This window comes from Streptomyces sp. NPDC104202 (assembly GCF_055584185.1).
The window spans coordinates 1-22,874 of record NZ_JBVJMN010000057.1 but is presented as its reverse complement, the minus strand read 5'-3'; the positions used below and the strand labels follow the sequence as shown (position 1 = coordinate 22,874).

The following is a 22,874-nucleotide window of genomic DNA, read 5'->3' as shown; positions in this document are numbered from 1 at the left end:
GCCGCCCGTCGACCTTCCTCCCGTGCGCCCTCGTCTCAGAGGACCGCGACCGGTGCCACCGGTGTGCCCGTGCCACCGACGAAGGGTTCCGGCATGGCGGAGAGCAGGAACGCGTAGCGCCGCTCTTGTGCACAGGCTGTGGACAGTTCCTCCAGATTCCAGTTCTGCCCCTGGAGCATCCCCATCTCGACCAGGTCGAGGGCGTGCACGGGCAGCCACAGGTCCTCGATCTCCGGCGGGAAGATCTCGAAGGTCAGCGTGTCGTTCGCGACGGCCGCCACGTCACGGGCGTGGAACCACTCCGGGGTGCGGACCGACAGCCCCGGTGACGGGAAGGCGTACCCGTGCTTGTCCCCCGCCAGGTACGCCCGGATCTGGCCCGTCCGCACGAGCACCACGTCGCCGGGCCCGACCGTGACCCCGCCGAAGTCGGCGGCCTCGTCGAGGTCCTCGGGGGTGACCGCGTGGTCGCCGGGCAGCCGGTCCAGGCCCTTCGCGGCGGCGACGTCCAGGAGGACGCCGCGGCTGACGACATGGCGGGCGGTGTGGATGCCGCTGAACTCGGAGCGGCCGTGCGCGGTGACGGTGGCGGCGGGGCGGCCGTTGTAGATGCGGCCCGAGTGGGAGGCGTGGGTCAGGGCGTCCCAGTGGGTGCCGGCCTGGAGGCCCAGGGTCACGGCGTCGTCGCTGGTGGCGACCGTGCCGGGGCCGAACAGCTCCTGGTTGACCTGGACCATGACGTGGAGCGGGTTCACCCGGCCGGGGATCATGCCGGTCTGCACGCCGTCCTGCTTCAGGTCGACGGCGAGGGGGACGCGCCGGCCGGTGCGGACGGTGGCGACGGCCGCGCGCACCACCTCGTCCGTGACGAGGTTCAGGGTGCCGATCTCGTCGTCCCGGCCCCAGCGGCCCCAGTTGTTGACGCGCTTGGCGATCTCGTGAAATGCGGCGGGGAGAGACATCGGGGCCTCCGGGGTCTTGTTTTCCGGTATCTGACGGACCGTAGAATCCTGACGACGAACAAATCTAACGGACCGTCAGAAAGTGCGGGAAGGGGCCGGGCGTGGGGAACTTCTTGGCTGGCAAGGTCGTGGCCGTGACGGGCGCGGGGCGGGGCATCGGCCGCGCCGTCGCCCTCGCGTGCGCGGCGGAGGGCGCGAAGGTCGTCGTCAACGACTACGGGGTGTCCATCGAGGGCGGCGAACCGGCCTCCGAGGTCGCCCTCGCCGTGGTGAAGGAGATCGAGGCGGCGGGCGGCTCGGCCGTCGCCGTCGCCGACGACATCTCCACCATGGCGGGCGGACAGCGGATCGTCGACGTCGCCCTCGCCGAGTACGGCCGCGTCGACGGGGTGGTCTGCGTCGCCGGCATCCTGCGCGAGCGGATGCTCTTCAACATGTCCGAGGAGGAGTGGGACCCCGTCGTCGCCACCCACCTCAAGGGCACCTTCACCGTCTTCCGGGCGGCCTCGGCCGTCATGCGCCGGCAGGGCTCCGGCACCCTCATCGGCTTCACCAGCGGCAACCACCAGGGCTCCGTCGCCCAGGCCAACTACTCCGCCGCCAAGGGCGGGATCATCTCGCTGGTCCGTTCCGCCGCGCTGGGACTCCACAAGTACGGCGTCACCGCGAACGCCGTCGCGCCGGTCGCCCGCACCCGGATGTCCGCCAACGTCCCCATGGAGCTCAAGGAGATCGGCGAGCCCGAGGACGTCGCCGCCCTCGTCGTCTACCTGCTCTCCGAGCGGGCCCGCGCCGAGAAGATCACCGGCCAGGTCTACACGATCGCCGGCCCCAAGATCGCCGTCTGGGCCCAGCCCCGCGAACTGCGCGCCGGGTACGCCGAGGGCGCCGCCTGGACCCCCGAGCGGATCGCCGACTTCCTCCCCGGGACCGTCGGCACCGACCCCATGCCCATGCTGGCGCGGCTGGAGGAGATGGCCCGCGCCGCGGCCGCCGGGGACCGCCCCAACGCCACCCGGGGAGAGTCGGCATGAGGGGCGTCGTGTTCGACGGCAAGGAGGTCCGGGTCGTCGACGACCTGGAGGTGCGCGACCCCGGACCCGGCGAGGTGCTCGTGGCCGTCGCCGCCGCCGGGCTCTGCCACAGCGACCTGTCCGTCGTCGACGGCACCATCCCCTTCCCGCCGCCCGTCGTCCTCGGCCACGAGGGCGCCGGCGTCGTCGAGGCCGTCGGCCCGGGCGTCGTGCACGTCGTCCCCGGCGACCACGTCGCCCTGTCCACCCTCGCGAACTGCGGGGCCTGCCCCGACTGCGACCGCGGCCGGCCGACCATGTGCCGCAAGGCGATCGGGCGGCCCGGACAGCCGTTCTCCCGCGACGGACGGCCGCTCTACCAGTTCGCCTCCAACTCCTCCTTCGCCGAACGGACCGTCGTCAAGGCGGTCCAGGCCGTGAGGATCCCGCAGGACATCCCGCTCACCTCCGCCGCCCTCATGGGCTGCGGCGTCCTCACCGGCGTCGGCGCGGTGCTCAACCGGGCCAGGGTCGACCGCGGCGATTCGGTCGTCGTCATCGGCACCGGCGGGATCGGGCTCAACGTCCTCCAGGGCGCCCGCATCGCCGGCGCGCTCACCGTCGTCGCCGTCGACACCAACCCCGGCAAGGAGGAGGCCGCCCGCCGCTTCGGCGCGACCCACTTCCTCACCTCCACCGACGACGTGCGCGCGATCCTGCCCACCGGCGCCGACCACGTCTTCGAGTGCGTCGGCCACACCGGTCTCGTCCGCACCGCCATCGACCTCCTCGACCGGCACGGCCAGGCCGTCCTCCTCGGCATGACCGCGCCCCGGGCCGAGGCGACCTTCCTCCCGGCCGCCATGTTCCTCGACAAGTCCGTCCTGGGCTGCCGCTACGGCTCCTCCCGGCCGCAGAAGGACATCGCCCTCTACGCCGAGCTGTACCGGTCGGGCACCCTCCTCCTCGACGAACTCGTCACCCGGACCTACCCCGTCGAGGAGTTCGCCCGGGCCGCCGAGGACGCCGAACGGGGCAGGGTCGCCCGCGGGGTCCTCACCTTCTGAGCCCCCCCGGCGGAGCGGGCGCCGGCGGCCCGGCGTTCCCCGGTCGGTCCCCGGTCGAAACACACTGGGCACCAGGGCCGTACGGCCGTTACGGTCCTGGACATGTCCTACCGCGAGCTCGCCACCCGCCCCGTCCTCGCCTGGTCCGCCGTCACCGTCACCGGCCGGCTCCCCGTCGCCATGGCACCGCTCGCGCTGGTGTTCCTCGTCCGGGAGCGGCCCGGCGGGTACACCCTCGGGGCGGTGCTCGCGGCGGCGTACGTGCTCGGCGAGATCGTGGCCGCGCCCGTCCTCGGGATGCGGATGCGGGCCGAACGGGCCCGGCCGCAGCTGGTGGCCGGACTCGCCGTCGGAGCGGTGGGCTTCGCCGGACTCGGGGCGCTCCCGCAGGCCCACCCCGTCGTCCTCGCCGTGCTCGCGGCGGTCGCGGGGGCCGGCCCCGCCGCCGTACCGGGCGGACTGCGGGCGATGCTGACCAGCCTGGTGCCGGAACGTGCCGTCACCCAGGCGATGAGCATGGAGTCCGTGCTGACCTTCGCCATCTGGGCGGCGGCGCCCGCGCTCGCCACCGGCCTCGCACTCGGCGTCGACCCCGCCGTCCCGCTGCTGCTCCAGGGCGTCCTGATGGCCCTGTCGGTCGCCGGGCTGTGGCTGCTGCCGGCCGGCTGGGCGGCGGCCGCGCCCGTCAGGGGCGCCGAAGCGCGCCGGGCCCTCCTGCGGGTCTGGCCCATCTACGTCCTGGGCGCCGGGGCTCTGAGCCTCCTCGCCCTCGCCGAACTGATCCTGCCCGCCCTGCTCGAACAGCGCGGCGTCGGCATCGGCTGGGCGGGCCCGCTGCTCGCCGGCTTCTCGGTCGGCTCGGCGGTCGGGGCGTTCCTGTACGGGCTGCGGGGTGGCTGGCCCGGCGCGCTGCCGGTGCAGTCCGTCGTCCTGATCGCCGGCGTGACCGCGGGCGTCGCCCTGATCGCCGTCCTGCCCGGCGCCCCCGCCATCGGCGTCGCCCTCGCGGCCTCCGGGCTGCTCATGGCGCCCGCGATGCTGACCCGCAACCTCGCGCTGCGCGAACTCCTCCCGCCCGCCGCGCTCGCCGCCGGGTACTCGGTGATGTACGCGGCCGTCGGCGCGGGCTACGCCCTCAGCGGCACCCTCGCGGGCGCCCTCCTGAAGGTGGTGGCGCCGTCGACGGCGATCCTCTGCGGGGTGGGCCTCACCGTGCTGCTGACGGCGGTCGGCGCGGTGGGGGAGCGGCGGATCGCCCGTGGCGCCGGGCCGGAGCTTCAGACGGCTTCGGCGCCCGCGCGGAAGGTGCGGCGGTAGGCCGTCGGCGTCACCCCGATCGCGCTCATCAGATGGACCCGCAGCGACTGGGCGGTGCCGAAGCCGGCGTCCCGGGCGACCCGGTCGACCGGCAGACCGGTCGACTCCAGGAGGTGCCGGGCGCGTTCGACGCGCTGCTGGGTGAGCCACTGGCCGGGGCTGACGCCCACCTCGTCGCGGAACCGCCGGGTGAACGTCCGTACGCTCATCGACTCCTTCTCGGCGAGGTCCCGCAGCTGGATCGGCTCGTGGAGGTGGGCCAGCGCCCAGGCCCGGGCCGCGGTCGTGGTGTGCGTGCCGGCCTCGGGGAGGGGCCGCTCGATGTACTGGGCCTGGCCGCCGTCCCGGTGCGGGGGCACCACCGTCCGGCGGGCGACGTCGTTGGCGACGGCCGTGCCGTGGTCGCGGCGCACGATGTGCAGGCACAGGTCGATGCCGGCGGCCACGCCCGCCGAGGTGAGGACGTCGCCGTCGTCGACGAAGAGGACGTCCGCGTCGACCCGGACGCTCGGGAAGAGCCGCTGGAAGTGCGCGGCCGAGGACCAGTGGGTGGTGGCCGGCCGGCCGTCGAGGTAGCCGGCCGCGGCCAGCACGTACCCGCCGGTGCAGATGGAGACCAGCCGGGTGCCGGGCCGGATGTGCGCGAGCGCCGCGGCCAGCTCCTCGGTGAGCCTGCCCTCGGCGTGGACCGGGCCCAGCTCGTACGAGGCGGGCACGACGACGGTGTCGGCGGTGGCCAGCACCTCCGGGCCGTGCTCCACGTACACCGCGAAGTCGGCGTCGGTGGGGACCGGGCCCGCCGCCGTCGAGCAGGTGACGATCTCGTACAGCGGCCGCCCCTCGCCGTCCGCGGCCCGGCCGAAGATCCGGTGCGGGATGCCGAGCTCGAAGGGAAGGAGCCCGGGCAGGGCGAGGACGGCGACGCGGTGCGGCGGGGGCACGGGCGGTACTCCTCCGAAATTCGGTGGTGGTCCAGACCACTTTCCGGTAGCTCTACTTGTCCGTGACGGACAACACGTACAAGTCTGAGGCAGCCGCGCGGATTCCCGCCCCGGCCGAGCCGCCCGCACTCTGGAACCGCAACTTCCGGCTCTTCTTCACCGCCCGCGCGGTCGCCGTCTTCGGCGAGGGCATGGTCCCGGTCGCCTTCGCCGCCGGACTCCTCGGCGCGGGCCGGCCCGGCTCCACCGTCGGGTACGCGCTCGGCGGCTGGACCGCCGCGTTCGCGCTCTTCGTGCTCTTCGGCGGCGTCCTCGCCGACCGGTTCACCGCCCGCCGCATGATGATCCTGGCCGACCTGCTGCGGCTGCCCGGCGCCGCCGTCCTCGCCGTCTCCTTCACCTTCGGCAGCCCACCGCTCTGGGCCGTCTACACCCTCTCCGTGCTCAGCGGCGTCGGCGCCGCCCTCTTCCAGCCCGGCGTCGCCTCCACCATCCCGCGCATCGCCCCCGACGTGCAGCGCGCCAACGCCGTCCTGCGGGTCGTCGAGGCCCTCATGACCATGGCCGGACCGGCCGCCGCCGGCCTGCTCGTCGCCCTGTGGAACGCCGGTGCCGCCTTCGCCGTCAACGGCGTCACCTTCGCCGTCAGCGCCGTCTGCTTCACCCTCATGCGCCTCGTCCCCCTACCCTCCGACACCGCCTGGCGCGACTCCCTCGGCGCCGAACTCGCCGGAGGATGGCGTGAGTTCCGCTCCCGCAGCTGGCTCTGGGGCGTCATCTCCATCTGGACCGTGTACGGGCTCACCGTCGCCGGCCCCATGGTCCCGCTCACCGCGAGCCTGGTCACCGAGGACCACGGCTCGGCCGCGTACGGCGTGCTCATGGCCGTCAACGGCGCCGGCAGCGCCGTCGGCGGACTCCTCGCCATCCGGCTCCGCCCCCGCCGCCCCCTCGCCTCCGGCGCCGTCGCCCTCCTCGGCCTCCCCGTCAACCTCCTCCTGCTCGGCCTCGGCGCACCCGTCGCCCTCCTCGGCGCCGGGCAGTTCGTGGGCGGCGCCGCCTTCGCCTTCTGGCTGGTGATGTGGTCCACCTCCGTGCAGACCCACGTCCCCCAGGAGGCCCTCAACCGGATGCACGCCTACGACGTGGCCGGCTCCCTCCTCATGATGGGCGTCGGCCGAGCCCTCTCCGGGCCCGTCGCCGCGGCCGTCGGCACCGGCCGGGTCCTGCTCTCCGGCGCGGGGATCGCGGTGCTCGTGGTCGCGGCCCTCCTCGTCGTCAGGCCGATCAGGACGCTGCCGCGGCTGTGAGGCGGGGGCCCGGAGGGCCGGGGCGTGCGCGCCCGCCGGCCACCGGCCCGCGTCCGTGTCCCGATCCTTTGCAAAGCTGTCATTCCGGCCAATGGCGGGGGTGTGGCCCGAACGCGATGCTCAGTGGCATGGCCCAGACAACCCAGCGCCCCGCCGGCCCCGCCTCCGGCCGTCCCCCCGCCCGCGCGCCCCGCGTCCACCGCGCCTGGTCCGTCGCGGCGGTCACCTTCGTCACGATCATCGGCGCCGCGGCCTTCGCCTCCCTCCCGGGCCTGCTGATCGAGCCGCTGCACACCGAGTTCGACTGGTCGCGCGGCACTATCGGCTTCGCCGTCTCGGTGAACCTCGCCCTGTACGGCCTCACCGCCCCCTTCGCCGCCGCCCTCATGGACCGGTTCGGCATCCGCCGGGTCGTCGCCGTCGCCCTGACGGTCATCTCCGCCGGCTCGCTCCTGACCGTCTGGATGACCGCGGCCTGGCAGCTCGTCCTCTACTGGGGCCTCCTCGTCGGCCTCGGCAGCGGCTCCATGGCCCTCGCCTTCGCCGCGACCGTCACCAACCGCTGGTTCGTCGGCCGCCGCGGTCTCGTCACCGGCATCCTCACCGCCGCCGGCGCCTCCGGCCAGCTGGTCTTCCTGCCGCTGCTGTCCTGGCTGGTCGAACACCACGGCTGGCGTCCCGCCGCCGTCACCGTCGCCCTCTCCGCGCTCGCCGTCGTCCCGTTCGTCTGGCTGCTGCTGCGCGACCACCCGGCGGACGTCGGCCTCGCCCCGTACGGCGGGGAGTACACCGAGAAGCCCGCCCCCGTCACCGGCGCCGCCCGCCGCGCCGTCACCGTCCTGCTCAAGGCCGCCCGCACCGGCCCCTTCTGGCTCCTCGCCGGCACCTTCGCGATCTGCGGCGCCTCCACGAACGGCCTGGTCAAGACCCACTTCGTGCCGGCCGCCCACGACCACGGGATGCCCGTCACGGCCGCCGCCGGACTCCTCGCCGTCATCGGCGTCTTCGACGTCGTCGGCACGATCGCCTCCGGCTGGTTCACCGACCGCTTCCCGGCGCGCCGCCTCCTCGCCGTCTACTACGCCCTGCGCGGCGTCTCGCTGCTCTTCCTGCCGCTGCTGCTCGCCCCCTCCGTCCACCCGCCCATGGTCTTCTTCATCGTCTTCTACGGACTGGACTGGGTCGCCACCGTCCCGCCGACGATCGCCCTCTGCCGCGAGCACTACGGGGACGACTCCGCGATCGTCTTCGGCTGGGTCCTCGCCTCCCACCAGGTCGGCGCCGCCGTCGTCGCCTTCGCCGGCGGCGTCGCCCGCGACGTCTTCGGCAGCTACGACGTCGTCTGGTACGCCTCCGGCGCCCTGTGCGCCGCCGCAGCCCTGATGGCCCTGGTCATCCGGCGACCCCGCACGGAGCTTCCCTCCCCGGCAGGAGCATGATGGGCCGCAGGGGGTGATCGCCGATGAGCGGTCCGGACATGGGGCGCACGCACGCCCGGGTGCTGAGGGTCTCGACACTGGCCCTGTGCCTGGAGGCCGGGGTGGGCCTGGCGGCGCTGATGACCGTCGGGCTGAGCCGGGAACCGGCGCCCGGCGAGGAGGACGGAACCGGCGGCGGCCTGTTCCTGATGGGTCTGCCGGTGATGGCGGTGTTCGGCGTGCTGGCCGCCTTCGCGGTCTCCGCCGTCCTCGTCCTGCCCGCCGTCCTGCTCGGCGAGGACCTCGGCCGCCGCTTCGAGAACGGCCCCCTGCGCTGGCAGCTCGCCCTCTCCGCCCTCGCCGGCGGTCTCCTCGCCCCCCTCGCCGGGGCCTGGGGCTGGCTCGCCGGCGCGACCGCCCTGGCCGTGGCGGTGCTCCTCACCCGCCATGCCCGCCAGGGATTCTTCGTGACGCTCCTCCTGTGGGGCACCCTCGGCGTCGTCACCGCGTTCCTGGCGGGCGGGATCGTCCTGCACGTACAGGACTGACGAGCGGGCCCGGGCCGCGTCAGGCGCTGAACCGGCCGAACCGCCCCCGGTGGAACAGCAGCGGATCCCCGTCCTCCGCGGCCCCCAGGGCGTCGACCCGGCCCACCACGATGAGGTGGTCGCCCCCCGTGTGGACGGCGGTGATCGCGCAGTCGATCCAGGCCGGGGCGCCCGCCAGCCGCGGCGAACCGGTGACCGGGGCCGGAGCCCACTCCACCCCCGCGAACTTGTCGGCGCCGCTCACCGCGAACGACCGGCACAGACCGCCCTGGTCGGCGCCCAGCACGTTCACGCAGAACGAGCCCGCGCCCGCGATCCGCGGCCAGGTGGCCGACGTACGGGCGACCATGAACGCGACCAGCGGCGGATCGAGCGACAGCGACGCGAACGACTGGCAGGCGAACCCCGCCGGCCCCTCCGCGTCCACGGCCGTCACGATCGTCACCCCGCTCGCGAAGTGCCCGAGGACCCGGCGGAACTCCGCCGGATCGACCGGTGGCCGCTCGTCCTCCCGCACCGCGCGCAGCACCGGCCTGGGCAAGGGTTCCACGGCCGTCGGCGAACCGGCCGCTCTCAGGTGTCGGACGACGGTGGCCGCCATCCCCGCGTGTCCCATCACATCACCCATTGAAACTGACGAGTCGTCAGATAGGAAGGCCCCCGGCACGACGGACGAACCGCCGCTCCGGGGGCCTCCCGACCCGGGAGCACCCGGGGCACCCGGAAGGCCCCGCCCGCCCCGCGGGCGGACGAGGCCCCCTCCGGACACCCCTAACGGCCCTCGTACACCGCGTCCCGGCGCTCCACGAAGCTCGCCACGCCCTCCTGGGCGTCACGGGTGGTCATGTTGAGCTCCTGCGCGACGGCCTCGGCGGCGAAGGCGGTGGCGCGGCCGGAATCGAGGGAGGCGTTGACGAGCTGCTTGGTGAGGGCCAGGGCGCGGGTGGGCCCCTGGGCCAGGCGCTCGGCCCACGCGCGCACCGTCTTCTCCAGGTCGGCGGCCGGGACGACACGGTTCACCAGACCCAGCTCCTTCGCGTCCGCCGCGGACACCGCGTCGCCGAAGAACAGCAGTTCCTTGGCGCGCTGCGGGCCGACGAGCCGCGGCAGCAGATAGGCACCGCCGCCGTCCGGGACGAGGCCGCGCCGGACGAACACCTCGATGAAACGGGCCGAGTCCGCCGCGATCACCAGGTCGCAGGCGAAGGCCAGGTGCGCCCCGATGCCCGCCGCGGTGCCGTTGACGGCCGCGACCACCGGCTTCTCGCAGTCCAGCACGGCCCCGACGAACCGCTGCGCGCCCAGCCGGATCATCCGGGCCACGTCCCCCGCCACCCGCTCGCCGTCCGCCGCCGGGCCGCCCCGCAGGTCCGCGCCCGCGCAGAAGCCGCGGCCCGTCGCGGTCACCACCACCGCCCGGACGGCGGCGTCGGCCGAGGCGCCGGCGAGGAGGGAGATGATCCGCTCCCGCTGGTCCCAGGTCACGGCGTTCATCGCCTCGGGGCGGTTGAGGGTGATCCAGAGGACGCCGTTCTCGACGCTGTGCAGGACGTCGGCCATCGGGGAACACTCCTATCGGCAGACCGCGAGGGCGTCCAGGGCGACCGCGCCCTGGCCGCGCGGCAGCACCATCAGGGGGTTGATGTCGAGCTCGGCGAGGTCGCCGTCCAGCTCCAGGGCCATCCGCTGCACGCGCAGGACGACCTCGACCAGCGCGTCGACATCGGCCGGCGGCGCGCCGCGGACACCGTCCAGAAGGGCGCGCCCGCGCAGCTCGTCCAGCATCGACCGCGCCTCGGGCTCGCCGAACGGCGGCACCCGCACCGCCGTGTCGCCCAGCACCTCGACCAGGACGCCGCCGAGACCCACCGTCACCGTCGGGCCGAACAGCTCGTCCCGGGTCACGCCCACCACCATCTCCACCCCGCGCCCCACCATCTGGCAGACCAGGATGCCGTCGAGGTCGATCGACTCGAACCGGGCGATGTCCGTGAGCTCGCGGTACGCGTCCCGCACCTGGCTCGCCGACGTCAGCCCCACCTTCACCAGCCCGAGCTCCGTCTTGTGCGCCAGCTGCGCCCCCGACGCCTTCATCACCACCGGATAGCCCACGAGCCCGGCCGCCCGCACCGCCGCCGCCGCGCTCGTCACGAGCTGCTCGCGCGGCACCCGTATCCCGTACGCCCGCAGCAGCTGCTTCGCCGCGTGCTCGCTCAGCCGCCGGCCCGGCCGCATCAGCGCCTGGGCCTTGCGGAACGACGGCGACGGGGTGCGCGGGGCCTCGTCGAACGGTGAGCGGTAGCCGGTGGTGAAGGCGTGGTGGTCCAGATACGCCTTCACCGCGCCGATGCAGTTGCCGAAGGTTCGGAAGGTGGCCACGCGCGAGGACCCCAGCAGCGTCGTGCGGTACGCCTCCTCCGTCCCGAGCGGCGATCCCCACACCACGCACACCAGCTTGTCCGTCGCCTCGGCCGCGTCGACCAGGTCCTGCGCGAGCTTGTCGCTCATCGGCGGGAAGGGACCGGTGATCGGACAGATGAGGACGCCGACCGACGGGTCCGCCAGGATCGCGTCGATGATCTTGCGGCCGCGCCAGTCACCCACCGGGTGACCGCCGTTGTCGACCGGGTTGGCGACGTTCAGGTACTCCGGGATCCACTGGTGCAGCTCGTCCTGCCTGGCCTGCCCCAGCGCGGGCAGCCGCAGCCCGGCCGCCGTCGCGAGGTCCGCGAAGTGGGCGCCGGTGCCCCCGGAGATCGAGTACACGACCACCCCGTCCGCCAGCGGCCGGCGCGCCCGGGCGAGCAGCGTCGCCGTGTCCTGGAGCTGGTCGAGCCCGTCGACCCTGATCACCCCGAACTGGCGCATGGCCGCGTCGACGACCCGGTCCGCCCCCGTCATCTTCCCCGTGTGCGAGGCCGCCGTGCGCGCCCCCGTCTCCGTCCGGCCCACCTTCACGGCCACCACGGGCACCCCCTGGCGCGCGGCCCGGTCCGCCGCCAGCAGGAACGACCGGCCGTCCTTCAGCCCCTCCACGTAACAGGCGATCGCCCCCACCTCGGGCCGCCCCGCGAAGTACGACAGGAAGTCCGCCGTCTCCAGATCCGCCTCGTTCCCCGTCGGCGCCCAGTGCGAGAGCCGCACGCCCAGCTCCTGCAGCGTGAACACCGGCCGCCCCTGGTGCCCGGACTGGGTGATGAGCGCCACCGCCGGACCCTCCAGGTCCTCCCGGAACCGCTCGAACGCGTTCAGGTTCGTGTTCGGGCCGAGCAGCCGCAGCCCCGAGCCGCGCACGGCGGCGGCGAGACGTTCCTGCGCGGCCGCCCCCGCCTCCCCCGTCTCGGCGAATCCCGAGGCGAACGCCACCGCGAACCTCACCTTCGACGCGGCCAGCTCCTCGATCACCGGCAGCGGATCGGCCACCAGCAGCACCGCCAGGTCCACCGGGTCCGCCAGCGCGCCCACCGACGGCACGCACGCGACCCCGAACACGCTCTCCCGCGTCGGGTGCACCGGCACGATCCGCGCCCCCACCCGCTCGGCCCACCCCATCAACTGCCGGGTGATCCCCGTGTTCGGGCGCCCCTCGGCGTCCGACGCCCCCACCACCGCCACCGACTCCGGCCGGAAGAACCGGTCCAGATCCGGCACCTGCGCGTGCAGCGGCCTCCCGCTGACATCCACGTCCCCCGGTGCCGCCGCCACGCCGTGCACCGCCGCCCTTGGCCCCTCCCCGCACGCGTCCACCCGTGCGCGGAGATCGGTGGTGAAGGTGCCGTGAGTCGATCCGAGCATCGTTCCGCTCCACCTTTCCGCCCCTGCCAACTGACCTGACGCATCATCAGATTACCTAACTGACACTCAGTCAGGAATGCTCGTGCGCAGGTCTCTTCGCGTCAGCCCCTCCTCCCCGCCCCCCTCGCTCCGCGGACCCGTCGGTGGCGCCGGGCGGCTCCTAGCCGCGGGCCACCCGGTCGAACCAGCGCACGATCTGCGGACCCGCCAGCTTGAAGGAACCGTTGTGGTCCGCCTTCCCATGGTCGATCACGGGGGCCTTCACGCCGTTGCGGGCCAGGTCGGCCGCGCAGCCGACGGAGTTGGCGATCACCACGTCCGTGTCACCGGTCGCGGCGTGCAGGCGCACCGGGACGTCGGGCTTCCAGTCGCAGGTGCCGTCCTGCGCCGTGAGCGCGGACAGGAGACCGCCGGTCGGGTGGCCCAGTCGGCGGAGGAACTCGTCGGTCAGCAGCTCCCTCACGGAGCCGGGCAGCTCGGTGACGATCTCCTCCTCGGTGTGCCGGGTGTCGAAGAGCTGCTCCACGTACCCCGCGTACGGCTGCCGGAACGCCTCGGCCGCGTCGGCGTAGACGGGGTGGAGACGGTTCTGCGCGGTGAGGAAGTACGCCATGTAGAAGACGCCGCTGATGTCGTTGACCCGGCCGTCGAGCAGGGCGGGGACCTCGGCGCCCCGGAGGTCGTACGGTCCGGCCACCGGCGCGAGGGCCCGCAGCCTGAAGTGCCGGTCCGCGCCCCGCGCCAGCTCGCGGCCGAGCGCCATGGCGACCTGGCCGCCCTGCGAGAACCCGGTGCCGTACACGTCCCCGGTGAGCGGCCTGCCGAGGGAGGCCGCGGCGGACCGGGAGGCCCGCAGCATGTCGAGCGAGGCGGAGACGGAGGAGGCGGTGTCCATGTACGGGTGGAGACCGGGGCCCTTGCCGAGCCCGAGATAGTCCGGGGCGGCGACGGCGCGGCCCGCCGCGGCGTGCAGGTAGGGCGCGTAGCGGCCGAAGTCCTCCGCCACGGACGGTGCGTAGTCGCGGTGGACCATCGTGCCGTGCGTGTCCGCCACCAGATCGAGCCGTCGCCCGCCGCCCTCGGGAAGCACCAGCAGCCCGGTGGCGATCGTCGGCGCTCCCTGCGGCGTCACCGTCCGGTAGGTGAGCCGGTAGCCCCGCAGGCCATGGCGCACGGTCGACGTGTCGACGCCCGCACCCGCGAGGAACGCCGCCACCTCGTCCCGGCTCCGGTCGTCCACGAGGGTGACGCCGAGCAGGGTGCCGCGCCCGAGAGCCTGGTGTGCGGAGGCCGGGACCGGTGCGGGACGGGGTCCGGACGCGGCCGACGCCGGGGCGACGGCCAGGGCCGTGACGACGACGGCCGTCGCGGCGGCGAGTGCCCGGCGGGCACCGCGCCACCGCACGGGCAGACCCGCGCGGGCGGGCGTCGTGGCGCGGGATGTGGCCTGGCTCGTGGTGCGGGCCGTGGTGCGGTCTGTCGTCCGGTCTGTCGTCTGGGTCATGACGACGACGCTACGGAGCCGGCGATCGCCAGGACATCCGACGGCCCCCCGGCGAGGAGGGTGGCCGGCCCCACCCCGGAACCGGGGAATCCCCCCGGACGGACGGGCGCGAAGGGTGCGGTGAGGGGCCGTCGGGGGGCCGGATGGTCAGGTGGTGGTCGTGTGGCGCGAGGTCTTCGAGATGCGGCGGGCGATGCGTTCGGCGTCGAGGGCGAGTTCGCGGAACATGCCGCTGATGGGGTTCGTGAAGCCGGTGAAGTGGAGGCCGGGGGCGGTGCGGGCGGTGCGGGCGCCGTGGACCGTGGGGCGCCCGGTGGCGTCGAGGACGTCGAGGTGGCCGAGGAGGGGTTCGAGGCCGCGGCGGTAGCCGGTGGCGGCGATGACGGCGTCGGGGGCGATGCGGGTGCCGTCGGCGAGGAGGACCTCGCCGGCGTCGAAGCCGTCGACGGCGGCGACGATCTCGACGGTGCCGGCCTTGACTGCGTCGAGGAGGCCGACGTCCTGGACGGGGACGGCGCCCTGGCGCTGGCGGGTGGCGAGGCCGGTGGTGGGCCGGGGCAGCCCCTGCGCGGAGAGGTCGGGGACCGCGATGCGGGCCATGAGGCCGCCCATCCGGTCGACGAGGGGGACGGGCAGGCGCCGGACGAGGATGCCGGTCCGCTGGGCGGGCCAGCCGGCGGTGGTGCGGCGCACGATGTGCGGCACGGTGCGGATGGCGAGGCGTACCCGTGCGGCGCCGCCCCCGGCGAGGTCGGCGGCGATCTCGGCCCCGGTGTTCCCGGCTCCGACGACGAGGACGTCCTTGCCCCGGTAGGGCTCGGGGTTGCGGTACTCCCGCGCGTGCACCAGCCGCGGGGCGGCGGGCTCGGTGCCGGTCCCGGCGTCGGAACCGGCGTCCTGGGCGGCGTCGGAACCGGCCGCGTACTCCTTCAGTCCCGGCCACTCGGGTATCCGGGGCGTGTGGTTGTACCCCGTGGCCACGACGACCGCGCGGGCGGTGAGGCGGCGGCCGCCGGTGGCGTGGAGGATCCACTCGGTGCCGACCCGTTCGACGCGGAAGACCTCGACGCCGGTGACGACCTCCAGCTCGTGCCGCTCGGTGTACTTCTCCAGATAGCGGACGACGTCGGCGCGGGCCACCCAGCGCCCGAAGGAACGGGGCATCCTCAGGCCGGGGAGGGCGGAGAGCCGACGGGTGGTGTGGAGCCGCAGCCGGTCGTAGTGGCCGCGCCAGGAGGCGCCGACGGCGTCGGACTTCTCCAGCACGACGGCCCGGACGCCCCGCGCGCCCAGGGCGGCGGCGACGGCGAGCCCGCCGGGGCCGCCCCCGATGACGTACACGGGGTGGGCGGGCGGTTCGACGTGCGGTGAACGGGGGGTGGTGGCCATGAACGCTGAGCGTAATGACGTGTACACGTAGTGGGTCTCGGTCAAGAGGGATTTCGGTTGCGAATCGGTCACGTACCGACCGGAACCCCTGGTACCGGACCCGGCGGCGGGTTTCGGCACCCGCCGCCCGGGCCCGGGGGTGTCCTGCCGGTCGCGCCGGGCTCGATCGACGCGACACCCCCCCCGGGCCGCGAAGGTCAGGAGGGCGACGCCGTGGGTTCGACGGAGGTCGGGGACGGCGGCGGCGTGGGCTCGGAGGACGACGGCGACGGCGCGGCGGTCGGCTCGGCGCCCTCCTCCGTGGGCGCGTAGGTCGGGGTGTCGCCGGGGCCCTCGTTCGCGGTGGCGGTGGCGACGGGGGCCTCGTACGAGGGCGCCGTCCCCGCGTCGTTGCTCGACAGGGCGACGCCGAGGGTCAGCACGCCGAAGACGACCACGGCCGCCGCGGCCCCGACCAGGACGGCCGTCCTGCGCCGCGCGGAGGACGGGACCGGGGCGGACGGCGGGAGAGGAGAGGCCGGCGGCGGAAGCGCCCCGGCCGTCGGGAACGCCCCGGTCGTCGGGGGCGCGGAGGCCGACGCGAACGACGCGGTCGCCCCCTCGCCCCCGTCCCGGCCCTCGGCCTTGTCCGGCGACGGGGCGGGTGAGGCGGACGGGGCGCCCGGGGGAGCCGTCGGTCGGACCTCCGGGATCGGCGGGACGGCCGGGGCGCCGGGTATCACCACGGGGGTGGACCCGGTCGAGCGCGGACCGCCCACCTCGGCCGCGACGATGTCGGCGGGGGGTCCGAGGCGTTCGAGGACGCTGCGGACCACCGCGGAGTGGACGGCGTCGGCCTCTTCCAGGCCGGCGTCGATGTGCTCGACGATCTCCTGCCTGAGCTCCTCCCGGCGGTCGGCGGGGAGGAACACGGCCGCGTTGTCGAACCGGCGCAGGTACTCGTCGATGAGATGGTCTCGCCTCGAGGTCACCCGTGGCTCCCTTCACTGTTGAGGAGGTTGTCGACGGTGGTCTTGAAGGTGCCCCACTCGCCGGAGAACTCGTCCAGCGCCGCCCGCCCGGTGGGCGTCAGCGTGTAGTAGCGGCGCGGGGGGCCGGAGTCGGACTCCCGCCAGGCCGTGTCGACCCAGCCTTCCTTGCGGAGGCGGGAGAGCAGCGGGTAGATGGTGCCCTCGCTGGTGACGAGGCCGTGCGCGTCGCAGAGCTCCCGCACCAGGTCGAAGGCGTACCGCTCGCCGTCGCGCAGCAGCGCCAGGACGCAGAACTGCAGGATTCCTCGGCGGAGTTGACTCACTCCTGATCGCGACCCACCCGGCAGTACCATGTGTCGCAAGGTACCTGCTGACGAATGATTCCTGCAAGCCTCGCGGCCGCCCCCGCCGCCCCTCTCCGTCGCCCTGCCCCCTCCCCGCCTTCCTTCCTGCGTGCCCCTTGCGCTCCGAGCCCGCCCTGCGCTGAACTGACGTACCGTCAGATACGTTCGGGAGCCCACCGCGGTCCGTCGGGCTCCGTCGAGAGGACGCCCATGCAGACCCTCTGGCTCACCGGCGCCGAATGGCTCGCCGTCCTCCGCATCGGCCTCGGCCTGTGGTGGCTGGAGAGCTGGCGGCACAAGGACAAGAAGGGCTGGTTCGAGCGCGGCACCGGCATCGCGTGGGCCGCCGACGTCGCGGGCAGGCACCGTTGGCCTCAGGTGAGGAAGGGCTTCGACGCGGTCGTCGCGCCGCGGCCCAGGCTGATGGCGTACGTCGTCGTCTACGCCGAACTCGCACTGGGGCTCGGCCTGGTGACGGGCCTGCTCACACCCGTCGCCCTCGTCGGCGGCCTGCTCCTCAACCTCCTCTACCTCGTCCTGATGATCCACGACTGGGCCGAGCAGGGGCAGAACGCGATGATGGCGCTCGTCTCCGTCGTCGCGCTCTTCGCCGTGTCCTGGCAGACCTGGTCCCTCGACTCCGCGATCGGACTCTTCCGATGACGGCCACCCCCGACGTCGACGCCTTCACCCGCCCGTACTGGGACGCCGCCGCCGAGGGGCGCCTCCTCGTCCGGCGCTGCGCGGCCTGCGCCCGCGCGCATCACTATCCGCGCGAGTTCTGCCCGTACTGCTGGAGCGAGGAGGTCCGGTGGGAGGCGGCGAGCGGCCGCGCCACGCTCTACACGTGGTCCGTCGTGCACCGGAACGACCTGCCGCCGTTCGGCGACCGCGTCCCCTACGTCGCCGCCGTCGTGGACCTCGCCGAGGGCCCCCGCATGATGACGCAGGTCGTCGGCGTGCCCCACGACGACCTGCGGATCGGCATGGACCTGGCGGTCGCCTTCCGCCCGGAGGGCGAGGTCACCGTCCCCGTGTTCGGGCCGCCCCGGTCACAGGGCTGAGATGTTCCGCCAGAGCTGGGCGGAGCCGGAGCCGCAGGTGTAGGTCATGGCGAACGAGCCGGACGTCAGGCAGCGGCCGTCACTCACGTTCTGGTAGCTCCGCCCGGACGACGAGCTGGAGAAGACCTTCCAGGACTGGAGACCGGCGCCGTTGCAGGCGGCGGTGGTGACGGCGGTGTTGCCGGCGGGCTGGAGGCAGCGGCCGGAGTGCCGGTTGATCAGCCGGAAGGTGCCGTTCGCGCCCGGCGCGTACGTCCAGGAGTACCAGTAGGTCGCGCCGCTGTTGCCCGGCGCGCCGCACTCGGCGGCGGTCACGATGTCGCCGAAGCCGGCGTTGTACTCCGCCAGGCAGTTGCCGGACGATCCGTTCTCCAGCGCGTACGTCCCCGACGGCGTCGAGCTGCCGGTGGACGGCGGCGGCGCCGGCTTCGTCGTCGGCTGGGCCGGCGGGGGAGCGGGCTGACGGGTCACCGTCCCACCGGAAGCCGAACCCGAACCCGACCCCGAACCCGCCCCCGACCCGGAGGCGGACCCCGACCCCGAGCCCGACCCGGACCCCGACCCGCCGGGCGCCGTGCCTCCCGCACCGCCCCCGGCGGCGCCGCCGCCTCCCGCGCCGCCGGCCCCGCCCCCGTCGGCGGGAGGCGGGACGGGGACGCCGGGGGAGGTGCCCGGCGGAGTGGAGGCCGGGGGCTTCGAGGCGGTGGCCGAGGCGGACGGGGTGCCGGAGCCGCCCGAGGACGGCACGGCCGCCGGCTGCGAGACGACCGCGGAGGGCGTGGGGGAGGTGCCCGGACCCGCGCCCAGGCGGCCCATCTCGTACGGGCCGAGGGCGACGGTGAGGGTGGTGCCGGTCGCCACGACGACGGGCACGGCGAGCATGACGAAACGGTTCCGCCGCTGCCGCCGCCCGTCGGGCGCGTCCCGGCCGCCGGTGACGGCGAGCGGATCGGGCGAGGCCGTCGCCGGCTCCCGGCCGGCCTGCGGGGTCAGGGACGCCGTCGCGACGTCCTCGGCGGGCTCCGCCTCCTCCAGCGCCGCCAGCCCCGCGGCCGTCGGCGCCTCCGCGGCGAACGCCGCCCGCTCCCCGATCCGCTCGGCCACCGCCGCGGGCCAGACGGCGTCCGCCGCCCGCCCCTCGGCCTGACGCACCAGGTCGTCGGCGGTCGGCCGGTCCGAGGGGTCCTTCGCCAGACACTGCCGTACGAGCTCCGCCAGCGCGGGCTCGGTCTCGGCCAGCCGCCCGAAATCGGGTTCCGCGTGGACGATCCGGTAGAGCAGGTCCGGACCCGAACCGTCACCGAAGGGAGGCCGGCCGTTGGCCGCGTAGAGGACGAGGCTGCCGAGCGCGAAGACGTCCGCCGCGCCGCTCAGCCGACGGTCCGCGACGGCCTGCTCGGGCGCCATGTAGGCGGGCGTCCCGATCACCATGCCGGTCCTGGTCAGCCGGCTCTGGTCGGCCGCGCGGGCGACGCCGAAGTCGATGAGGGAGAGGCCGTCCCCGGTCAGCATCACGTTGGACGGCTTGAGGTCGCGGTGCACCATGTCGGCGCCGTGCACCACCCGCAGGCCCGCCGCCGCGCCGCGCAGGAGGCGCCAGAGCGCGTCGCCGGGCAGGGGGCCGCCGTGCAGCCGGACCGCCTCGTTGAGGGTGATCCCGGGGATGAACTCGGTGGCGAACCACGGGGGTTTCGCCGTGCGGTCGCTGGCGAGCAGCCGGGTGTTGGCGCCCGCGGGCAGCCGGGCGAGGTTGTCCAGCTCGTGCCCGAAGTGGTTCAGGAAGTCGACGTCCTCGGCGAGCACGGGCAGGACCCGCTTCACCGCGGCGAACTTCCCCTCCACCGCGCCGAGGTAGACCCGGCCCATGCCGCCGGACCCCAGCACCCCGAGCAGCCTGAACGCCCCGATCCGCCGGGGATCCCCCGGCTCCAGCGGCATGGCCCCGCTGCCCTTCAGGCGCTCGAAAGTAGAACGATTCTCCGGTTCCCCCTGCATGGGCCACACCCTAGCCGAGGGTGATTGCCATCTGAATGGAACTCAAGTCCTCGTTGCGGCACCGTTGTTGAGGTCACACGGTGAGGGCCGGGCGGAGGAGTCAGGTCCGGATCAGCGGCGCCAGGATCGGGCCGACCGCCTCGGCGAGGGTGGCGAAGTGCCGGTGAGCGCCGGCCACCGGCTCCGGGCCGTTCACCGACCAGACCGTCATGCCGGCGGCGCGTCCCGAGCGGACCCCGGACGGCGCGTCCTCGACGACCAGGCAGTCGGCCGGGTCGACGCCGAGCCTCTCCGCCGCGAGCAGGTACGGGACGGGGGACGGCTTCCCCTCCGTCACCGAGGCCGCGTCCACGACCAGCCCGGGAAGGGGCAGCCCCGTCCGCTCGAAACGGCCGCGGACGCGGTGCTCGTAGTTGGACGTCACCAGGGCCCAGCGGCCGGCGGGAAGCGCGCCGAGCAGCTCGGCCGCCCCGTCGAACGCCGCGTACGTGCCCGTGCGGACGTCCTCGTCCTCCAGCTCGTGGATCAGGGCGAGGCAGGCGTCCGGGTCGAGCCCCGGGGCGACGGCCGCGAACGTCTCCACCGGACGCGTCCGCAGCGCCACGGCGTACACCTCCTCCCCGTCGAGCCCGTGCCGCCCGGCCCACGCGTGCCACATGCGGCGCTGGTTGGCGACGGCGTCCATGAGGGTGCCGTCGACGTCGAAGAGGACGTGGGAGTGGGGGCGCGGGGGAGCGGGATTCTCGGTGATCACGCCCCGGATGCTACGTCGTCCTCGCATCCGGGGCGCCGGCCGCTTCGGGAACCCGTCAGTGGACGGTCTCGCCGTATCCGCCGAGGGCGATACCCGACGGGTCCATGGTGTGCAGGGGGTAGTTGTACAGGGAGGCGCCGGACGCGAAGGGGGCCTTCCAGCCGCCCGTTCCCCGGTACAGGATGACGGAGGTGACGGAGTCGGTGTCACGGTCGTAGGCGACGAGGTCGTTCCTGCCGTCGCCGTCGGTGTCGCCCGCGGCGACGAGGGTGTCGAACCTGCTCCAGCCGCCGCTGACGCGGATGCGGGTGTCGAAGGTGCCGTCCCCCTTGCCGAGGTACGTCCAGAGCACGCCGGCCTTGTCGCGGGCGACGAGGTCGCCCGCGGGGGCTCCGGCGAGGTTGCCGGTGGCGGTGACCCGGTCGTAGATGTTCCAGCCGGCGCCGACGCGGACGCGGTTCGCGTACGGGGTGGAGGTCGATCCCGTGCCCTTGTAGAGCCACATGACGCCTGCCGTGTCGGTGGCGAGGAGGTCGGTTCGGCCGTCTCCGGTGACGTCGCTGCCGGCGGCGAGCTTGTCGTAGATCTGCCACCCGCCGCCGATGCGGGCGCGCGTGGAGAAACCCCGCCCGGTGCCCTGGTACAGCCAGAGGACGCCGGCCTTGTCGCGGCCGAGGAGGTCGGGGTACGGGGTGCCGGCGGCGTCGCCGGGGGTGAGGATCTCGTCGTACACGCCCCAGCCGGAGCCGAGGGCGTGAGGCTGGAAGACGTTGGTTTCCGCGGTGTTCAGGACGTGCTTGCCGTCGAAGGCGTTCAGGAGGCCCTGGCGGCTGCGGATCAGCAGGTCCGGCGATCCGTTGTCGTTGAAATCGTGCGGACGCACCGCGCGGGCCACCGTGAAGGCGCCGTTCCGGACGACGTCCGGGCCGATGCCGTTGGCGGGCTGCGCCGTCATCGTCCAGGTGTAGTCGCCGTTGTGGGCGGGAAGGCCGGCGCCGGTGCCGTTGAAGGTGCCGTCCCAGGTGATGTCGAAGGGCTCGTCCGCCGTGCGCGGCGCCTGGGGGAGCGAGTCCCACTGCCTGCCGGTCCCGGTGTGCCGGATGACCAGGCGCACCTTCGCGTTGTGGCGGCTGAACGTCCACGACGCCCTCAGCGAACCGCCGTTGCGGTCGAGGTCGACCACGCCGCTCGGAGGCGCGGTCTCGTCCTTGAGGGTGAGAGCCGTCGGGACGCCGGTGGCGACCCGCTGGGCCGCGGCGGGCCTGCCGGTCCCGTCCAGGGCGATCCGGTAGATGCCCTCGCCCTGGGCGACGGTGCCGGCCGTGGCCATCAGGGAGCCGTCGGCGGACTGCGTGACGAAGGACGCGTGGTCCAGGAGGCCGATCGTCTCGCCGGTCTTCAGCGAGCGCGCGGTCATCCTGTAGGACGGGCTGGAGAGGGTGGAGGTGCCACCGCCGGGCGCGCCGTAGACGACCCAGTCGCCCATCAGCTTCACGGTCATGCCGTATGCCTGGCCCAGCGGCATCCGCTCGGTCTCCGTGCTGCCCCGGCGGGCGACGGCGAGGGTCGCCTGGTTCGGGCTGTGCCATTCGGTCCAGGCCACGTGGGTCGGCGACACGGCGGAGGCGGACGTCGAATCGGCCTCGATGACGTCGTAGGTCTCCACGGCCGCGGCCGTGGCCACGTCCACGAGCGCCACCCGGTACCGGATCACGCCGTCCATGCGGCCGCCGTAGTGGACGAGGAGCGTGTCCGGCGCAGCGCCGTCCGACCGCGAGCCGGTCTCGAACTTCATGTAGGAGACGCCGTCGGGGATGCCGGTCACCTTGCGGTCGACCAGCTGCCCCTGTGCGTCCTTGCTGAAGAGGTGCACCTCGCGCCGGCTGTTCACGTAGGTGGACGCGACGAACGTGGTGCCCGTGAACTTGATCGCCGAGTAGACCCCGCCGAACGTGCTGGTGTCGAAGGAGACCACTTCCGTACCCGTGGACATGTCGACGTACGAGTACGTCGTCCCCTCGATGCGCACGACGATGTCCGTGCCGGGGCTCACCCCGTAGCGCGAACCGGGCAGCCGCGTCCGGGTCCCGTCCTCGTGCCGCGTCCAGTCGTAGACGCGCGTCGCGCCCTCCATGTACGACGCCAGGAACCCCGAGGGGCCGCTGCCGGAGACCTGCGCCCCGGCCGGCATGGTGAGCGGGGCCTGCTCGACCGCCGCGCCGCCGGGCGCCGCCTCGTCGGCGGACGCGGCGGCGGTGCCGGTCGTGGCCACGGCCGTCGGGACGGCCGAGAGCGTGCCGACGGTGACGGCGAGTGCGACGGTGACGGCGGCGGCGAGCCGGTGGCGGGACGTACGTGCTCCGGACAACGTGAGGTTCCTCCCCCAGAGGTGGGGGGGGGGGGGGGGGGGGGGGGGGGGGGAGGAGGGGGGGGGAGGAGGGGGGGGGGGGGAGGGAGGGGTGTGGAGGCGTCTCGCCACACA

Annotated in this window: 20 protein-coding genes; 8 read left to right on the top strand and 12 right to left on the bottom strand. The window is 74.3% G+C overall.

Translation table 11 applies throughout. From position 1 onward, the window contains the following. Positions 1 to 35 precede the first annotated feature (35 nt). The gene (locus tag ACZ60W_RS29155) at positions 36 to 962 is read right to left on the bottom strand and encodes a cyclase family protein (protein WP_469758370.1); all 927 of its coding nucleotides are present in this window, start codon (positions 960 to 962) and stop codon (positions 36 to 38) included. A gap of 101 nt (positions 963 to 1,063) precedes the next feature. Here ACZ60W_RS29155 and ACZ60W_RS29150 point away from each other — a divergent pair, with 101 nt between their 5' ends. The 3 genes from ACZ60W_RS29150 to ACZ60W_RS29140 all read left to right on the top strand — a co-directional run bounded on the left by ACZ60W_RS29150 (position 1,064) and on the right by ACZ60W_RS29140 (position 4,359). Continuing rightward, the gene (locus ACZ60W_RS29150; protein ID WP_469758369.1) at positions 1,064 to 1,996 is read left to right on the top strand and encodes an SDR family NAD(P)-dependent oxidoreductase; all 933 of its coding nucleotides are present in this window, start codon (positions 1,064 to 1,066) and stop codon (positions 1,994 to 1,996) included. After that, a complete protein-coding gene (locus tag ACZ60W_RS29145; RefSeq protein ID WP_469758368.1) occupies positions 1,993 to 3,042 on the top strand; it encodes a Zn-dependent alcohol dehydrogenase in 1,050 nt (349 codons plus the stop codon). Before ACZ60W_RS29150 ends, ACZ60W_RS29145 begins: the two co-directional genes overlap by 4 nt. A 102-nt stretch (positions 3,043 to 3,144) precedes the next feature. Further along, complete coding sequence (locus ACZ60W_RS29140; RefSeq protein ID WP_469758367.1) at positions 3,145 to 4,359, top strand: MFS transporter; 1,215 nt, start codon at positions 3,145 to 3,147, stop codon at positions 4,357 to 4,359. On the opposite strand, the gene ACZ60W_RS29135 is transcribed toward ACZ60W_RS29140, so the two are convergent. Beyond that, positions 4,320 to 5,300 (bottom strand): GlxA family transcriptional regulator, encoded by a 981-nt coding sequence (locus ACZ60W_RS29135; RefSeq protein ID WP_469758366.1) that lies wholly within the window; start codon positions 5,298 to 5,300, stop codon positions 4,320 to 4,322. The two genes, ACZ60W_RS29140 and ACZ60W_RS29135, sit on opposite strands and share 40 nt — an antisense overlap. A gap of 56 nt (positions 5,301 to 5,356) precedes the next feature. Here ACZ60W_RS29135 and ACZ60W_RS29130 point away from each other — a divergent pair, with 56 nt between their 5' ends. The 3 genes from ACZ60W_RS29130 (at position 5,357) to ACZ60W_RS29120 (ending at position 8,576) form a co-directional block, all read left to right on the top strand. After that, on the top strand, positions 5,357 to 6,610 hold the full coding sequence (locus ACZ60W_RS29130; RefSeq protein WP_469758365.1) for an MFS transporter: 1,254 nt from the start codon (positions 5,357 to 5,359) through the stop codon (positions 6,608 to 6,610). A gap of 128 nt (positions 6,611 to 6,738) precedes the next feature. Then, a complete protein-coding gene (locus tag ACZ60W_RS29125; RefSeq protein ID WP_469758364.1) occupies positions 6,739 to 8,049 on the top strand; it encodes an MFS transporter in 1,311 nt (436 codons plus the stop codon). 38 nt (positions 8,050 to 8,087) lie between these two features. Next, positions 8,088 to 8,576 (top strand): hypothetical protein, encoded by a 489-nt coding sequence (locus ACZ60W_RS29120; RefSeq protein ID WP_469758363.1) that lies wholly within the window; start codon positions 8,088 to 8,090, stop codon positions 8,574 to 8,576. A 19-nt stretch (positions 8,577 to 8,595) separates the two neighbouring features. Here the strand turns inward: ACZ60W_RS29120 and ACZ60W_RS29115 are convergent, their stop codons facing one another. From ACZ60W_RS29115 to ACZ60W_RS29085, 7 genes are all read right to left on the bottom strand, one after another. After that, entirely contained in the window at positions 8,596 to 9,204 is a 609-nt protein-coding gene (locus ACZ60W_RS29115) for a flavin reductase family protein (RefSeq protein WP_469758362.1), read from the bottom strand. A gap of 143 nt (positions 9,205 to 9,347) precedes the next feature. Then, positions 9,348 to 10,136, bottom strand: a complete 789-nt coding sequence (locus ACZ60W_RS29110) for an enoyl-CoA hydratase/isomerase family protein (RefSeq protein ID WP_469758361.1) — start codon at positions 10,134 to 10,136, stop codon at positions 9,348 to 9,350. A gap of 12 nt (positions 10,137 to 10,148) precedes the next feature. After that, on the bottom strand, positions 10,149 to 12,371 hold the full coding sequence (locus ACZ60W_RS29105; protein WP_469758360.1) for an acetate--CoA ligase family protein: 2,223 nt from the start codon (positions 12,369 to 12,371) through the stop codon (positions 10,149 to 10,151). Positions 12,372 to 12,531: 160 nt separating this feature from the next. Then, a complete protein-coding gene (locus ACZ60W_RS29100; protein WP_469758359.1) occupies positions 12,532 to 13,875 on the bottom strand; it encodes an alpha/beta hydrolase in 1,344 nt (447 codons plus the stop codon). A gap of 147 nt (positions 13,876 to 14,022) precedes the next feature. Further along, positions 14,023 to 15,264 (bottom strand): flavin-containing monooxygenase, encoded by a 1,242-nt coding sequence (locus ACZ60W_RS29095; RefSeq protein ID WP_469758358.1) that lies wholly within the window; start codon positions 15,262 to 15,264, stop codon positions 14,023 to 14,025. 197 nt (positions 15,265 to 15,461) lie between these two features. Continuing rightward, positions 15,462 to 16,235, bottom strand: coding sequence for an HAAS signaling domain-containing protein (locus ACZ60W_RS29090; RefSeq protein WP_469758357.1), 774 nt, complete (start codon positions 16,233 to 16,235; stop codon positions 15,462 to 15,464). Then, positions 16,232 to 16,588 carry a PadR family transcriptional regulator gene (locus ACZ60W_RS29085; protein ID WP_393639864.1) on the bottom strand — a complete coding sequence of 119 codons (357 nt, stop codon included), beginning with the start codon at positions 16,586 to 16,588 and terminating at the stop codon, positions 16,232 to 16,234. The genes ACZ60W_RS29090 and ACZ60W_RS29085 overlap by 4 nt, the downstream gene beginning before the upstream one ends. A gap of 201 nt (positions 16,589 to 16,789) precedes the next feature. Between ACZ60W_RS29085 and ACZ60W_RS29080 the strand changes: the two genes are divergently transcribed. Continuing rightward, complete coding sequence (locus tag ACZ60W_RS29080) at positions 16,790 to 17,242, top strand: DoxX family protein (protein WP_469758356.1); 453 nt, start codon at positions 16,790 to 16,792, stop codon at positions 17,240 to 17,242. Beyond that, positions 17,239 to 17,643 carry a Zn-ribbon domain-containing OB-fold protein gene (locus ACZ60W_RS29075; RefSeq protein WP_469758355.1) on the top strand — a complete coding sequence of 135 codons (405 nt, stop codon included), beginning with the start codon at positions 17,239 to 17,241 and terminating at the stop codon, positions 17,641 to 17,643. Before ACZ60W_RS29080 ends, ACZ60W_RS29075 begins: the two co-directional genes overlap by 4 nt. Here the strand turns inward: ACZ60W_RS29075 and ACZ60W_RS29070 are convergent. From ACZ60W_RS29070 to ACZ60W_RS29060, 3 genes are all read right to left on the bottom strand, one after another. Further along, complete coding sequence (locus ACZ60W_RS29070; protein WP_469758354.1) at positions 17,632 to 19,638, bottom strand: serine/threonine-protein kinase; 2,007 nt, start codon at positions 19,636 to 19,638, stop codon at positions 17,632 to 17,634. The genes ACZ60W_RS29075 and ACZ60W_RS29070 overlap by 12 nt on opposite strands. A gap of 100 nt (positions 19,639 to 19,738) precedes the next feature. Next, positions 19,739 to 20,389 (bottom strand): HAD family hydrolase, encoded by a 651-nt coding sequence (locus tag ACZ60W_RS29065; RefSeq protein WP_469758402.1) that lies wholly within the window; start codon positions 20,387 to 20,389, stop codon positions 19,739 to 19,741. Positions 20,390 to 20,447: 58 nt separating this feature from the next. After that, entirely contained in the window at positions 20,448 to 22,760 is a 2,313-nt protein-coding gene (locus ACZ60W_RS29060; protein ID WP_469758353.1) for an FG-GAP repeat domain-containing protein, read from the bottom strand. Between the last annotated feature and the right edge of the window lie 114 nt (positions 22,761 to 22,874).

What these genes read in the sequence shown, in the direction of transcription:
- ACZ60W_RS29155 (WP_469758370.1), bottom strand. Translation starts at nt 962, where the DNA reads ATGTCTCTCCCCGCCGCATTTCACGAGATCGCCAAGCGCGTCAACAAC.
- ACZ60W_RS29145 (WP_469758368.1), top strand. Translation starts at nt 1,993, where the DNA reads ATGAGGGGCGTCGTGTTCGACGGCAAGGAGGTCCGGGTCGTCGACGAC.
- ACZ60W_RS29140 (WP_469758367.1), top strand. Translation starts at nt 3,145, where the DNA reads ATGTCCTACCGCGAGCTCGCCACCCGCCCCGTCCTCGCCTGGTCCGCC.
- ACZ60W_RS29125 (WP_469758364.1), top strand. Translation starts at nt 6,739, where the DNA reads ATGGCCCAGACAACCCAGCGCCCCGCCGGCCCCGCCTCCGGCCGTCCC.
- ACZ60W_RS29120 (WP_469758363.1), top strand. Translation starts at nt 8,088, where the DNA reads ATGGGGCGCACGCACGCCCGGGTGCTGAGGGTCTCGACACTGGCCCTG.
- ACZ60W_RS29115 (WP_469758362.1), bottom strand. Translation starts at nt 9,204, where the DNA reads ATGGGTGATGTGATGGGACACGCGGGGATGGCGGCCACCGTCGTCCGA.
- ACZ60W_RS29110 (WP_469758361.1), bottom strand. Translation starts at nt 10,136, where the DNA reads ATGGCCGACGTCCTGCACAGCGTCGAGAACGGCGTCCTCTGGATCACC.
- ACZ60W_RS29105 (WP_469758360.1), bottom strand. Translation starts at nt 12,371, where the DNA reads ATGCTCGGATCGACTCACGGCACCTTCACCACCGATCTCCGCGCACGG.
- ACZ60W_RS29100 (WP_469758359.1), bottom strand. Translation starts at nt 13,875, where the DNA reads ATGACCCAGACGACAGACCGGACGACAGACCGCACCACGGCCCGCACC.
- ACZ60W_RS29095 (WP_469758358.1), bottom strand. Translation starts at nt 15,264, where the DNA reads ATGGCCACCACCCCCCGTTCACCGCACGTCGAACCGCCCGCCCACCCC.
- ACZ60W_RS29085 (WP_393639864.1), bottom strand. Translation starts at nt 16,588, where the DNA reads ATGGTACTGCCGGGTGGGTCGCGATCAGGAGTGAGTCAACTCCGCCGA.
- ACZ60W_RS29080 (WP_469758356.1), top strand. Translation starts at nt 16,790, where the DNA reads ATGCAGACCCTCTGGCTCACCGGCGCCGAATGGCTCGCCGTCCTCCGC.
- ACZ60W_RS29075 (WP_469758355.1), top strand. Translation starts at nt 17,239, where the DNA reads ATGACGGCCACCCCCGACGTCGACGCCTTCACCCGCCCGTACTGGGAC.
- ACZ60W_RS29070 (WP_469758354.1), bottom strand. Translation starts at nt 19,638, where the DNA reads ATGCAGGGGGAACCGGAGAATCGTTCTACTTTCGAGCGCCTGAAGGGC.